12 protein-coding genes are annotated in these 14,123 nt (G+C 36.0%); 11 read left to right on the top strand and 1 reads right to left on the bottom strand.

The features are described from left to right. The first annotated feature begins 1 nt into the window (after window position 1). Window positions 2-175 (top strand): 50S ribosomal protein L32, encoded by a 174-nt coding sequence (gene rpmF, locus QUF93_RS20795; RefSeq protein ID WP_001984764.1) that lies wholly within the window; start codon window positions 2-4, stop codon window positions 173-175. A 129-nt stretch (window positions 176-304) separates the two neighbouring features. Beyond that, window positions 305-811, top strand: a complete 507-nt coding sequence (locus tag QUF93_RS20790) for an RsfA family transcriptional regulator (RefSeq protein WP_002121925.1) — start codon at window positions 305-307, stop codon at window positions 809-811. A 34-nt stretch (window positions 812-845) separates the two neighbouring features. On the opposite strand, the gene QUF93_RS20785 is transcribed toward QUF93_RS20790, so the two are convergent. Next, a complete protein-coding gene (locus QUF93_RS20785) occupies window positions 846-1,319 on the bottom strand; it encodes an N-acetyltransferase (RefSeq protein ID WP_002121924.1) in 474 nt (157 codons plus the stop codon). A gap of 294 nt (window positions 1,320-1,613) precedes the next feature. On the opposite strand from QUF93_RS20785, the gene panE reads away from it, so the two are divergent. The 9 genes from panE (at window position 1,614) to murD (ending at window position 14,082) form a co-directional block, all read left to right on the top strand. Next, window positions 1,614-2,501, top strand: coding sequence for a 2-dehydropantoate 2-reductase (panE, locus tag QUF93_RS20780; protein WP_289360061.1), 888 nt, complete (start codon window positions 1,614-1,616; stop codon window positions 2,499-2,501). 79 nt (window positions 2,502-2,580) lie between these two features. Continuing rightward, a complete protein-coding gene (gene bshC, locus QUF93_RS20775) occupies window positions 2,581-4,197 on the top strand; it encodes a bacillithiol biosynthesis cysteine-adding enzyme BshC (RefSeq protein ID WP_289360060.1) in 1,617 nt (538 codons plus the stop codon). A 366-nt stretch (window positions 4,198-4,563) separates the two neighbouring features. Then, on the top strand, window positions 4,564-5,496 hold the full coding sequence (rsmH, locus tag QUF93_RS20770) for a 16S rRNA (cytosine(1402)-N(4))-methyltransferase RsmH (RefSeq protein WP_002014746.1): 933 nt from the start codon (window positions 4,564-4,566) through the stop codon (window positions 5,494-5,496). 15 nt (window positions 5,497-5,511) lie between these two features. Further along, window positions 5,512-5,874, top strand: a complete 363-nt coding sequence (ftsL, locus tag QUF93_RS20765) for a cell division protein FtsL (RefSeq protein WP_002014745.1) — start codon at window positions 5,512-5,514, stop codon at window positions 5,872-5,874. 22 nt (window positions 5,875-5,896) lie between these two features. Then, on the top strand, window positions 5,897-8,047 hold the full coding sequence (locus QUF93_RS20760) for a penicillin-binding protein (RefSeq protein ID WP_434476084.1): 2,151 nt from the start codon (window positions 5,897-5,899) through the stop codon (window positions 8,045-8,047). A gap of 81 nt (window positions 8,048-8,128) precedes the next feature. Then, window positions 8,129-10,045, top strand: coding sequence for a stage V sporulation protein D (locus QUF93_RS20755; RefSeq protein WP_289360056.1), 1,917 nt, complete (start codon window positions 8,129-8,131; stop codon window positions 10,043-10,045). 211 nt (window positions 10,046-10,256) lie between these two features. After that, complete coding sequence (gene murE / locus QUF93_RS20750; RefSeq protein ID WP_002121908.1) at window positions 10,257-11,732, top strand: UDP-N-acetylmuramoyl-L-alanyl-D-glutamate--2,6-diaminopimelate ligase; 1,476 nt, start codon at window positions 10,257-10,259, stop codon at window positions 11,730-11,732. Between the two features lie 22 nt (window positions 11,733-11,754). After that, entirely contained in the window at window positions 11,755-12,729 is a 975-nt protein-coding gene (gene mraY / locus QUF93_RS20745; protein WP_002121906.1) for a phospho-N-acetylmuramoyl-pentapeptide-transferase, read from the top strand. Continuing rightward, window positions 12,730-14,082 (top strand): UDP-N-acetylmuramoyl-L-alanine--D-glutamate ligase, encoded by a 1,353-nt coding sequence (gene murD / locus QUF93_RS20740; protein WP_289360054.1) that lies wholly within the window; start codon window positions 12,730-12,732, stop codon window positions 14,080-14,082. It abuts the gene before it with no gap. Window positions 14,083-14,123: the final 41 nt, after the last annotated feature.

Here is a 14,123-nt window from a genome sequence, read left to right as displayed (position 1 = left end):
AATGGCTGTACCTTTTAGAAGAACTTCTAAAACAGTAAAAAGAAAGCGTCGTACGCATTTCAAATTATCAGTACCTGGTATGGTAGAGTGCCCAAGCTGTGGTGAAGCGAAATTAGCTCACCGTGTATGTAAAGCATGCGGTACTTACAAAGGTAAAGAAGTAATCAGCAAGTAATTGCGAAAAATAAACGTAGAAGATATCTTCTACGTTTATTTTTTTTTGCCTTATTCTTTATTTGTTGTATTCTATCTTTTCTAGTAACTGCATATGCTTAATAAAAAATGCATAGGGAGGACTAGAGAGATGGCGACAACAAGACAAGATGCTTGGACTGATGATGAAGATTTGCTTCTGGCAGAAGTAGTACTCCGGCATATTCGTGAAGGTGGAACGCAACTTTCCGCTTTTAAAGAAGTGGGGAGGCATTTGTCTCGTACACCTGCAGCTTGTGGATTTAGGTGGAATTCTTACGTTAGAAAGCAGTATAAAGAACGTATTGAAGAAGCAAAGCAACTTCGTAAGGTAGAAAATTATGAAGTGAAAGAGACAAAGGTATTAGAGCCAAAATCTATTACGTTGAATGATGTTATTGAATTCTTGCGAAATTATAAAGATGAAAGCTCTTTAATGGTGTTGCAACAACAAATTGAATCGTTACAAACAGAGAAAGAATGTCTTTTGGAGCGATTATCAGTATATGAGGAAGAATATAGAACATTACTGGATTATATCGATCAAAAAAGAAGTGTAATGGTAGCAGAAAGAAATGGTGCTCGTTCGAATGGGGAATTAGAGAAATTAAAGAAATAAAAAACAGCTGCGTAACAGCTGTTTTTTTTATTTTTTATGCAGATTCTTCGTTTGTAATCGCATTCAAATTTGTTTCTGGGTGCCAAATATAAAAATCGCCATTAGTTACTGATACTGGCTGGAAACTTAATTTATCCCAAAAACCAGCTGACTGGATACGTGCTATCGTTTTAATTGGGAATTGTAGTTGTTTTGCATAATTAACAAGCATTTGTCCGAATCCTTGTTTTTGAAAAGTCGGCAACACTTCAAGTTTATAAAGTTCTAGGTAAGTACCAGTAATTTCAAATGGTTCTCCACCGTTCCTTTTCATATATAGGCTCATACGTGCGATTAGCGATCCTCCATAATAAATACCGTAGAATGGAGACTCACTATCATTTTCAATAATGTTTGCTTGTAATTCTTCCAACATGGATAGTTCTTGAGCTCCGCACCCTTTAAATTTTTTAAATTCATCTAATGTTTTATAATTGATGAGCAAGCGTTCAACTTTTGGGAATCCCATTACATCACATCCTTTTCTTATCTTGTTGAATGCAGAAAAGTTAAAATATTTATAATAATATTATAACTCATTTTTTAATTTTTATGAAGAAGATAGAATATTTCTTTCATTATTTTTTTGAGGATTTGCTAAACTAAGAATAGAACTATGTATATAGGTAGTATATACATAGTGAAAGAAGAGGTTGCATTTGGTAAAAGATAATTAAATCCTTAACTATGTAATTGTAATTTAATAAGATGTAAAGGGGGAAGGGCAAGGGAACTTATATCACTGTTAATATGAGTTCTTTGTGTGAAGATGAAAATTGGAATTGTTGGACCGGGAGCTATTGGTCTCCTATATACATTTTATTTACAAAAAAGCAATCAAGATGTTACGTTGTTTACAAGAAACGCTAAGCAAGCAGAGGAATTAAACTTAACGGGTGTAACTTGTATTAGGAATGGAGAACGTGAAACAGTATTTCCATCTATTTTACCGATAGAAAGTATGCTGGATAAACAGTTAGATTATACATTTATTGCTGTAAAGCAATATCATATAACTGACATATTACCTTTTGTGCAGGGAGAATCGTCATTAATCTTTTTGCAAAATGGAATGTCCCATCTTCACATTATGCAAAAAATAGGAAATGAACGTATAGCAGTCGGGATTGTGGAGCATGGTGCAAAAAAAGAGGATGGACATACAGTTCATCATACTGGAATAGGTGTTACAAAGTTTGGTGTAGTGCGTGGTAAATCTAGTTGTTTTAAAAAGGTATTTAATTGTTTTCCTTTTGATTATTTTCCGATTCAGATAGAAGATGATTGGAAGGGGATTATGCGCAATAAATTAGTAGTCAATGTATGTATTAATCCATTGACGGCATTATTGCGGGTTGAGAACGGAGAGTTAATTTCAAATCCGTTTTTTTATCAAATGATGGAGCAAGTATTTCAGGAAATTGCATTTCTTGTTAAAGAAGAAGATAAGGAAATGGTATGGCAAATGGTATGCCAAGTATGTGAAAAAACATCTCATAATACTTCATCTATGTTAGCGGACGTAAGAGCGAATAGACAAACGGAAGTTAATGCGATTGTTGGATATGTACTAGAGGAAGCTAAGGAACAACAACAATCTGTTCCGACACTTCGATTTTTGTTCAATGCAATAAAAGGAATGGAATTATAAGTGTTTTTCTTTGCTTTTACGTGAAACATTGACTACAATGTGGGTTGGTGAGAGAACAGGATACGAAAGGAAGAATTATATGGAGATAAAAGAAATCTCTGTTCCACTACAAGGTGTTGTAGCGGACTATATGAACGGTAAAAAAGAGATACAGTCATGTTTTGATTATCTGTTAACAGAGGATGCTTTTAAACAGCGTTTACATGATTTACGTGAGAGAGAGTTTTTCCGTCAAGATTTAGTAACGCATTTATTAGAATATAATACACAATTGCAAGCGGGAGAATTTACAATTCAAAATATAAAAGCGCTTGAAGATGAAAATACATATGTTGTTATAGCTGGACAACAAGCTGGGTTATTAACTGGTCCGCTTTATACAGTGCATAAAATCATTTCAATTTTACAGCTTGCAAAAGAAAAAGAAGAGAGCTTAGGGGTTCGGGTTGTTCCTGTCTTTTGGATTGCTGGTGAAGACCATGATATGGATGAAATTAATCATACATTTGTAACGAAAAATAAAAAAATAAAAAAGACCATTTTTCATGATCGTTATCCGAAAAAGGCGAGTGCTTCTGAGTCTGAGCTTTCTATTGAAGACTGTAGAAAATGGGTCGAAGAGATTTTTAAAACATATCCGGAAACGAATTTTACAAAGGATGTATTACAATTTGTTGATGATTCTTTAGGTAAATCGCATACATATGTAGATTTCTTTGCTCGCCTTATTACGAAAATGTTCGCAAATTCTGGTTTAATTCTTGTAGATTCACATCATCCTGCATTAAGAAAATTAGAAGTACCGTTTTTACAACAAATTATAAGTAAATATAAAGAAATTCAAGTAGGGCTTCGTAATCAACAGGAAGTAATTAAGGAATTAGGATTTAAACCGATTATTGAAACGAAGACAAATGCAGTGCATATATTTATGGAAATTGATAATGAGCGAGTATTGCTTGAAGAGAATCAAGGGAAGTTTATTGGAAAAGATGGAGTACATTCATTTTCATATGAAGAATTGATGGAAGAGATGGAAAGAAGTCCAGAACGTTTTAGCAATAATGTTGTAACGCGCCCTCTTATGCAAGAATATGTGTTTCCTACGTTAGCGTTTATTGGCGGTCCGGGGGAGTTAGCTTATTGGAGTGAATTGCAACAAGTGTTTCATACGGCCGGTTTCCAAATGCCACCTGTCGTTCCGCGTCTTACGATTACTTATATGGAGCGAGATATAGCGACGGATTTATATGATTTAGATTTGCAAGAAATTGATCCATTTCTAAATAATATAGATAATCTGCGTGACAATTGGCTTTCTAATCAAATAGAGGAACCGATAGACGAGCGATTTATAGAAGCGAAAAAAGAAATAATGGATATTCATACATCATTACAACAATTCGTGAAAAAAATAGATCCAGGGTTAAATGAGTTTGCTGGGAAAAATGAACTGAAAATTAATGAGCAAATTGAACTGTTAGAAAGAATGTTGAAAAGAAATGTTGAGAAGAAACATGAAGTTCAACTGAATAAATTCCGCCGTTTACAATTTGCGCTTCGTCCATTAGGGGCACCGCAAGAACGTGTGTGGAATGTCTGTTATTATTTAAATCAGTTCGGTCTTGATTTTGTTGACCGGGTAATGGAACAATCTTTTTCGTGGGACGGAAAACATCATGTAATAAAACTATAGAATCTTGCTCTTTTGAGCAGGATTTTATTTTTATTCCGTTGAATTAACTGTGAAGTGAAATATTTCTGAATTATCTATCTTGTGTTGATATAATGAATCGCTATGTATCAGGTATATATATATGACAAAATAGCACAAAATGTAAACGGATTAATATCTTTTTCGACAGGTTTTTGTTTAAATTCCCGCAAAAAATGATAAAATTTAGTATATAATAAAATAAAATAGCGATTTGTATAGCGTGCTACCTTGTTGGAAGTTAAATGAGTCGTTCTTTAGTAGCATTTCATCCTCTAGTAGTAAATTTTGTTTGTAGAGTGAGAAATGTATTTAACATAATTAATTGGAAAAAGAGTAGGTGCAGCAATGTTCAAACACGTAACAGTACTTTTAAAAGAAACAGTAGATGGCTTAGATATAAAGCCGAGTGGTACATATGTAGATTGTACACTGGGTGGAGGAGGACATAGTTCTTATTTATTATCTCAGCTAACAGATGGTGGAAAATTAATAGCATTTGATCAAGATGAAATAGCGATTCAAAATGCGAAGGAAAAATTTTCTTCTTATGGTGAACAATTTGTAACAGTGAAGAGCAACTTCCGTTATTTATCTGAAAAACTACATGAATTAGGTATTACAGAAGTAGACGGGATTTTATTCGATTTAGGTGTTTCATCCCCACAATTAGATACACCAGAGCGTGGCTTTAGTTATCATCATGATGCACCGTTAGATATGCGGATGGATCAAGATGCCCCATTAACAGCATATGATGTTGTGAACAGCTGGTCATATGAACAACTCGTAAGAATTTTCTTCCAATACGGAGAAGAGAAATTTTCAAAGCAAATAACAAGGAAAATTGAAGCTTATCGCGAGAATAAGGCTATTGAAACGACAGGAGAATTAGTGGAATTAATTAAAGAAGGTATTCCAGCTCCGGCACGTAGAACAGGTGGACATCCTGCGAAGCGAGTATTCCAAGCGATTCGTATCGCTGTAAATGATGAATTAAAAGTATTTGAAGAAGCGTTGGAATCTGCAATTGATATGGTCAAGCCTGGTGGAAGAGTTAGTGTTATAACATTCCATTCTTTAGAAGATCGTATTTGTAAAACGACGTTTAAGCGAAATAGCACAACGCCGCAATTACCACAGGGACTACCGATTATTCCGGATGAATTTAAGCCTAAATTAAAGCTTATTACAAGGAAACCGATTTTACCTTCTGACATTGAATTAGAAGAAAATAATCGAGCGCGTTCTGCGAAGTTGAGAATCGCTGAAAAACGATAAAAAGGAGAGAGAGGTATGACTAATTTAGCTGTAAAGTATAAACAACAGGCGCAAGAAGAGGTACAAATTCAAGCGCCGCCACAGCAGATGGTTAAGCCAAAAGTTAAAACGAAAATTACGAGAATTGAAAAGCTATTGTACGTAACGTTTATTGGATTTTTATTATATGCCTGTGTAGCTTTTATTGGGAATAAAGCGGGTCTATATCAAGTTAATGTAGAAGCAGCGACGATAGAAGAACAAATTGTGAAAAAACAAAAGGAAAATCAAGAATTGCAGGCTGAAGTAGAGAAGTTAAGTCGTTATGAACGTATCGCTGAAGTTGCAAAAAAACACGGGCTAGAAATTAATGCGAATAATGTGAAAGGCCTAAAGTAAGGCAAATAGGTGTGAAGAAAAGATGAAGAGAACTATGACCAAATTTCATACCAATAAGGGAGCAGGTTATTTTATGATATTTTTCCTCCTGCTCTTTTTGCTGTTATTAGCCCGGTTTTTTTACATACAAGTAACAGGAACAGTGGACAATCACGATTTGAAAAAACTTGCTGAACAGAAACATAGTAAAAAAGGAGTTCTCGAAGCGAATCGAGGAACAATTTATGACCAAAATGGTCATGTCCTAGCGCAAGATGCAAATTCTTATAAACTTGTAGCTGAGTTAAAAGGAGCCAACGCCGTTAAGGATAAAGAGGATACTGCAAAAAAAATCGCAGGAGTACTCGAAAAAGATGAAGATAAAATTTTAGCTACTTTAAATAAAGAAGGCAGAAGTCAAGTGGAATTTGGAACATTAGGTAAGGGCTTGACGAAAGAAAAGAAAGAACAAATAGAAGCATTAAAATTGCCGGGAATTTCTTTCGTTACTGAAAATGCGAGAGTTTATCCAAACGGTGATTTCGCATCTTACGTTATTGGGTACGCGAAACCGAATGCAGATGGAATCGCAGTAGGTCAATTTGGCTTAGAAAAGAGTTTGGATAAATACTTAGGTGCTTCTAATGGAGAGGTAGCTTATACAGGGGACCGTAAAGGCGTATCACTTGACGGTGGGAAAGTGAATGTAAAGGCACCTAAAAATGGAGATAATGTATATTTAACGCTTGATCAACGTATTCAAAGTTATTTAGAAGACGCAATGAAAGAAGCGAGTAAACATTATGAACCAGAAAATTTAATTGGAATTGTCGCAGATCCAAAAACAGGGAAAATATTAGCGATGTCTAGTAAACCTAGTTATGATCCGAACCAGGGGCAGATGGGTTACTTTTATAACGACGCAATTGCAAATGCATTTGAACCGGGATCGACAATGAAGATTTTCACATTAGCGGCGGCCATTAATGAAGGTGTATACAATGGGCAAGACTTTTATCAGTCTGGTACATATCAAGTTGGTAATCGAAAAATAAAAGATCATAACGGCGGCGCTGGATGGGGTTCTATTACTTTTGATGAAGGGGTAGAGCGATCTTCAAACGTAGCGTTTGCGATTTTAGGTGATCAAAAACTTGGTCCAGATCGTTTCCGAAAATATATTCATAATTTCGGATTAGATGAAAAAACAAACATTGATTTACCTGGTGAAGGGTCAAATACAATTTTATTTGATCAACAAATACAACAAGTAACAACAGCATTTGGACAAGGTTCTACAGTTACACCAATTCAACTTGTACAAGCTGCAACAGCGATTGCAAATGATGGGAAAATGATGAAACCTTATACAATTGACAAAATTGTTGATCCAATAACAGGTAAAGTACAGCTAGAGCATAAACCAGAAGAAGTAGGAAAACCTGTTTCTAAAGAGACAGCAGCGCAAGTAAGGCAATTACTAGAACGTGTTGTTACATCACCGAAAGGAACAGGGACTGCGTATAAAATTGATGGCTATTCAGTCGGTGGTAAAACAGGTACAGCACAAATTCCTGACGGGAAAGGTGGCTATATGACAGGAAGAGAGAATTATATATTCTCATTCTTAGGTATGGCACCGATGGACGATCCACAACTTGTTGTGTATCTGGCCGTTAAACAGCCGAAATTAAAAGATGATGAAAACGGGGCTAAACCTTTAGCTGATATCTTTAAATATGTAACGAAAAATAGTTTAGAGTATTTAAAGATTAAACCAAATGAAATAAAGGATCCGAAGAAATATGTGAAAGAGCAGCAAACTGTCGTTCCAGATGTAACCGGAAAAACGATGGATGAAGCGAAAAAAGCAATTGATAAAGCAAAACTTCGTCCAATCGTATTAGGTGAAGGGAAAGTACAGCAGCAAGTGCCAAAAGCAACTGAACAAACATTAAAAGGTGATCGAGTCTTCTTAGTAGGAGATAAGCCTACAATGCCAAATATACAGGGATGGGCACTGCGTGATGTTATGAATTTAGCAAAAACATTAAAGCTTAACTTAAAACCTTCTGGTACAGGATATGTAACGGAACAAAGTGTGGTGGAAGGAACATTGTTGCAACCTGGTACAGAATTAGGTGTAACACTCGTACCACCACTTGAGCCGCAGCAAGAAGCAGAAAAGCCATAATGGTAATAAGGAAGAAGTTCTAATTAAATAAGTACAAGCATATATTGGAACAAGCTAGGCGTAAGGGAGGCTTGTTCCAATATGCGTGTATCAAATGTAACAGTTAGGAAACGACTTATTTTTATACTTATATCGGGTATACTCATTTTTACCATCATCGATATTCGTCTTGGATATGTACAATTTTTTCTTGGAAATATGTTAACGGATCGTGCGAAGGATTCATGGAGTCGTAATATTACTTTTGAACCAGAGCGAGGGAAGATTTTAGATCGAAATGGTGTGGAGCTTGCTACGAATAAAAGTGCACCGACCGTCTTTGTTGTGCCGAGGCAAATTGAAAAACCAGCAGAGACTGCAGAGAAGTTAGCTGCAGTATTAGGTGTGGAAAAAGATGATATTTATAAGCGGATTACAAAAAAAGAGTCGATTGTAAGGCTTGATAAAGGCGGAAGAAAAATATCGCATGACAAAGCGAAAGAAGTACGCGGATTAAGTTTAAAGGGTGTATATATCGCAGAGGATTCCATCCGGTACTATCCATTCGGTAATTTTTTATCACACGTATTAGGATTTGCGGGCAGTGATAATCAAGGGCTTATGGGACTAGAGAAATATTATGATAAAGAGCTAAATGGTGATAAAGGTCATGTGCGATTTTTTGCAGATGCGAAAGGACAGAGAATGCCTAACGTTGGAGATGATTTCAAAAAACCAGAAGCCGGCTTGAATTTAGGATTAACAATTGATTCACGCATTACGAGGATTATGGAGAGAGAAATGAATATTGCGGAATCAACGTATAATCCTGACGGTATGATAGCAATTGCAATGAATCCGAAAAATGGTGAAATTTTAGGTATGTCAAGTCGGCCAAGTTTTGATCCAGCAGATTTCCAAAGTGTTTCTCCGGAAGTATATAACAGAAACTTACCTGTATGGAGTACGTATGAGCCGGGGTCAACATTTAAGATTATTACATTAGCTGCAGCCTTGAATGAAAATTTAGTAGACTTAGAGAAAGATACGTTTTATGATGATGGAGCAGCTGAAGTTGGTGGGGCTAGATTGCGATGTTGGAAAGCTGGAGGACATGGTAGCCAAACGTTTTTAGAGGTAGTTCAAAACTCTTGTAACCCAGGATTTATTGAACTCGGTGATCGTCTTGGTAAAGATCGATTGTTTAAATACATTCGTAATTTCGGGTTTGGACAGAAGACCGGAATTGACTTACAAGGTGAAGGTAGCGGGATTTTATTTAATTTAGATAAAGTTGGTCCAGTCGAGCAAGCGACGACTTCATTTGGGCAAGGTGTTTCTGTTACACCGATTCAGCAAGTAGCAGCTGTAGCAGCCGCTGTAAATGGTGGAACTTTGTATCAGCCATATATAGCGAAGGAATTTATCGATCCAAAGAATAATCAAGTTGTCAGCAAAAAGACACCTGTTGCGAAAAGGCAAGTTATTTCCAAGGAAACTTCAGAGAAAGTTCGTTACGCGTTAGAGAATGTTGTAGCGAAAGGTTCTGGTAAAGGGGCTTATATTGATGGATATCGTGTAGGTGGAAAAACTGGAACTGCTCAAAAGGTGAAAGATGGAAAATATTTAGATAATAACTATATTGTATCATTTATCGGTTTTGCTCCAGCTGACGATCCGCAAATTGTTGTTTATGTAGCAGTGGATAATCCAAAAGGAGTCACTCAATTTGGTGGAGTTGTAGCAGCACCTATTGTTGGGAATATTCTTCGTGACGCACTTCCTGTAATGGGAGTAGAACCGAGAAAAGAGCAAGTTGAGAAAGAATATAAATGGGGCGATACACCAACTGTGGAAGTTCCGAATTTAATTGGTATGAAAAAGAAAGATTTACAAACGCAACTTGTAGACTTGAAGCTTGATATAAGTGGTGATGGTGGGAAAGTAATTAAACAATCACCAGAAGCAGGAGCTAAAGTAAAAGAGGGTTCAAAAGTTAGAATTTACTTCGGGAATTAAAGGTAACTGGTTGTGTTTTATGGTACAATTGGTGGAAGTGAGTTCTTTATAGAAAAATTGCTTTATTTGAGACGATAAGTGTCTCATTAATAAATAAATCTATTGATTAGACTATAGGTAGCACTTACCTCCTATTTTTATATAACTAGGAGGTAACGTGTTACCTGCTAAAATAAGAGATAAATAAACAATGTAGAGAGGGTTTAGTGAAATGAAGTTGCATACACTTGTATCATGTTTGCATGATTTTCCAGTTGTTCCAACAGAAAATCCAGAAATAACATCTATTGAAGCGGATTCACGTAAAGTGAAAGAGGGAAGCTTATTTATATGTATGAAAGGATATACGGTTGATAGCCATGACTTTGCTAAGCAAGCAGCCGCACAAGGAGCGGCTGCTATTGTTGCGGAAAGACCAATTGATGTTGACGTTCCAGTTGTACTTGTGAAAAATACTTTTCGTTCGCTAGCGGTTTTAGCTGATTATTTTTATGGCCAACCAACACACAAGTTACATTTAATCGGTATTACAGGTACAAATGGAAAGACAACAACATCGCATATTATGGATGAAATTATGCGCGCACATGGTCATAAAACAGGGCTAATTGGAACGATTAATATGAAAATCGGTGATGAAACATTTGAGGTGAAAAATACAACACCAGATGCACTAACACTTCAACAGACGTTTTCAAAAATGGTTGAACAAGGTGTGGATAGCACAGTAATGGAAGTTTCATCTCATGCTTTAGATCTTGGTCGTGTACACGGGTGCGATTATGATGTTGCAGTATTTACGAATTTAACACAAGATCATTTAGACTATCATAAAACGATGGAAGAATATAAACATGCGAAAGGGTTGCTTTTTGCACAGCTTGGCAATAGTTATCATCATAATCGTGAAAAATACGCTATATTAAACAGTGATGATCCAGTAGCAGAAGAGTATATGAGAAGTACAGCAGCTACTGTTGTAACATACGGTATAGATGTTGCAAGCGACATTATGGCACGAGATATCGTAATGACGAGTGGCGGTACAACATTTACACTTGTAACACCGTATGAAACTGTAAATGTTACGATGAAATTAATTGGTAAGTTTAATGTATACAACGTGTTAGCTGCTACAGCAGCAGGTCTTGTTTCAGGTGTGAGCTTACAAACAATTATTGATGTGATTAAAGAACTTGCTGGCGTTCCTGGACGTTTTGAAGTTGTTGATGGTGGACAAAATTACACAGTTATTGTTGACTATGCACATACACCTGATAGCTTAGAGAACGTACTAAAAACAGCAAAACAGTTTGCAAAAGGTGATGTATATTGTATCGTTGGTTGCGGTGGTGATAGAGATAGAACGAAAAGACCAATAATGGCAAGTGTTGCAACCAAATATGCAACTCATGCAATTTATACATCAGATAATCCAAGAAGTGAAGATCCGAAGGCTATTTTAGATGATATGGTAAATGATGCAAATGGGAATAATTATGAAGTAATTGTTGATCGAAAAGAAGCGATACGTTCCGCTATCTCGAAAGTGAAAGCAGAAGATATTATTATTATTGCTGGTAAAGGGCATGAAACGTATCAAATTATTGGTAAAGAAGTTCATCATTTTGATGATCGTGAAGTCGCTAAAGAAGCAATCACGGAGCGTTTAAACAACGAAGTGTAACAGCATGAGAGGAGGACTACATGTGCTTGAACAAGGTTTATTAGTAACGGCTGGGGTAGCATTCTTAATTTCTGTTGCCCTTTCGCCATTATTTATTCCATTTTTACGAAAGTTAAAGTTCGGACAGAGTATTCGTGACGAAGGACCGAAGTCACACCAAAAGAAATCAGGAACACCAACGATGGGTGGTATTGTCATATATGTATCTATGATGGTGACTACGCTTATTATGGCGATTAAATTTAACCATTTAGGTGCAGAAGTATCATTGCTATTATTAGTTACATTTGGATACGGATTAATCGGATTTTTAGATGACTACATAAAAGTAGTAAAGAAAAGAAATCTTGGTTTAACATCAAAGCAAAAATTGATTGGTCAGCTTGTAATTGCTATTGCGTTCTTTTTAATTGGAAAAGGGCAAGCATTTCACACTTATATCATGATTCCGGGAACTGATGTTAAATTTGAATTAGGCTGGGCATATTTTGTTCTTGTATTATTTATGCTTATTGGTGGATCAAATGCGGTCAATTTAACAGATGGTTTAGATGGTTTATTATCAGGAACAGCAGCTATTGCATTCGGAGCGTTTAGTATTATTGCTGTAGCTCAAGAACAATTTGGTGTAGCGATTTTCTGTATGGCAGTTGTAGGAGCTGTACTTGGCTTTTTAGTATTCAATGCGAATCCAGCGAAAGTATTTATGGGGGATACAGGTTCTCTAGCTTTAGGTGGTGCCATCGCAGCTGTAGCGATTTTGTTAAAACAAGAATTGTTACTCGTTATTATTGGTGGTGTATTCGTAGCGGAAACTTTATCTGTTATTATCCAAGTTATTTCGTTCAAAACAACAGGAAAGCGTGTCTTTAAAATGAGTCCATTACATCATCATTATGAATTATGTGGTTGGTCAGAGTGGCGCGTTGTTGTAACGTTTTGGTCTGTAGGATTTTTATTAGCTGTGCTAGGAATTTATATCGGGGTGTGGATGTAATTGAAAACTGTAACTGAATATCAAAATAAAAATGTTCTTGTATTAGGTATTGCTAAAAGTGGTTATGCAGCAGCTACTTTATTAAAAAAATTAGGGGCAAACGTCATTGTAAATGATGGGAAACCATTAGCGGGTAATGTGCTTGCAGCTGAGTTACAAGCGGAAGGAATGGATGTTATATGTGGTGGGCATCCGTTAGAATTACTGGAGAGAAACATTTCACTTGTCGTAAAAAACCCAGGAATTCCATATTCTAATCCACTCTTAGTGGCGGCGAAAGAAAAGCAAATTCCAATTGTAACTGAGGTTGAATTAGCATATCGTATTTCAGCAGCACCGTTTGTTGGGATTACGGGATCTAACGGCAAAACAACAACGACAATGTTAACGTTTGAAATGTTAAAAGAAGGACAAAAGCACCCAGTTATTGCGGGGAATATAGGTACTGTAGCTTGTGAAGTTGCACAATTGGCGGAAGAAAATGAAGTTGTCGTTACGGAACTTTCATCGTTTCAATTGATGGGAGTGGAATCGTTCCAACCAAAAATTGCAGCCTTTTTAAATTTATTTGAAGCGCATTTAGATTATCACGGGACGAAGAAAGAGTATGGTTTGGCGAAAGCGAATATTTTCAAAAACCAAACTGAAACAGATTATAGTGTAATTAACGCAGATGATGCAGATGTAATGGCATTATCGGCATATAGTAAAGGGCAGAAAGTATTATTTTCGACGACGAAAGAAATTGAAGATGGTGCGTATATAAAAGATAACGCTCTTTATTTTAAAGGCGAAAAAGTAGTTAAAGTAAGCGATATTGTTTTACCTGGTAAGCACAATTTAGAAAATATTTTAGCAGCAATGAGTATTGCTAAATTACTAGGTGTTTCTAATGAAGCAATTACTACTGTATTAAAAAGTTTTACAGGTGTAAAACATCGCTTAGAATATGTAACAACGATTAATAATCGTAAATTTTATAATGATTCAAAAGCGACGAATATGCTAGCGACAGAAAAAGCATTATCTGCATTTACACAACCGATTGTATTATTGGCAGGTGGACTTGATCGTGGCAATGAATTTGATGATTTAATTCCATATTTTAAACATGTCAAAGCGATTGTAACATTTGGACAAACTGCACCGAAATTAGTAAGAGCGGCAGAAAAAGCAGGATTAGATGTAATTGAAAGTGTCGATACTTTAGATGATGCAGTAGTGAAGGCTTATGCTCATTCTACCGATGGTGATGTTATTCTTCTTTCACCAGCATGTGCAAGCTGGGATCAATTTAAAACATTTGAAGAAAGAGGAGACATTTTTATACAAGCTGTGCATAAACTTATATAAAGTAAATCAAAACATCAGTAGGCTAACACCTACTGATGTTT

It is taken from the genome of Bacillus hominis (assembly GCF_030348325.1).
Lineage (GTDB): Bacteria > Bacillota > Bacilli > Bacillales > Bacillaceae_G > Bacillus_A > Bacillus_A hominis.
The sequence above is the reverse complement of the archived record's forward strand: the minus strand, read 5'-3'. Positions and strand labels throughout refer to the sequence as shown.

What these genes read in the sequence shown, in the direction of transcription:
- QUF93_RS20760 (WP_434476084.1), top strand. Translation starts at nt 5,897, where the DNA reads ATGAAGAGAACTATGACCAAATTTCATACCAATAAGGGAGCAGGTTAT.
- ftsL (WP_002014745.1), top strand. Translation starts at nt 5,512, where the DNA reads ATGACTAATTTAGCTGTAAAGTATAAACAACAGGCGCAAGAAGAGGTA.
- QUF93_RS20790 (WP_002121925.1), top strand. Translation starts at nt 305, where the DNA reads ATGGCGACAACAAGACAAGATGCTTGGACTGATGATGAAGATTTGCTT.
- QUF93_RS20755 (WP_289360056.1), top strand. Translation starts at nt 8,129, where the DNA reads ATGCGTGTATCAAATGTAACAGTTAGGAAACGACTTATTTTTATACTT.
- rpmF (WP_001984764.1), top strand. Translation starts at nt 2, where the DNA reads ATGGCTGTACCTTTTAGAAGAACTTCTAAAACAGTAAAAAGAAAGCGT.
- bshC (WP_289360060.1), top strand. Translation starts at nt 2,581, where the DNA reads ATGGAGATAAAAGAAATCTCTGTTCCACTACAAGGTGTTGTAGCGGAC.
- QUF93_RS20785 (WP_002121924.1), bottom strand. Translation starts at nt 1,319, where the DNA reads ATGGGATTCCCAAAAGTTGAACGCTTGCTCATCAATTATAAAACATTA.
- rsmH (WP_002014746.1), top strand. Translation starts at nt 4,564, where the DNA reads ATGTTCAAACACGTAACAGTACTTTTAAAAGAAACAGTAGATGGCTTA.
- murE (WP_002121908.1), top strand. Translation starts at nt 10,257, where the DNA reads ATGAAGTTGCATACACTTGTATCATGTTTGCATGATTTTCCAGTTGTT.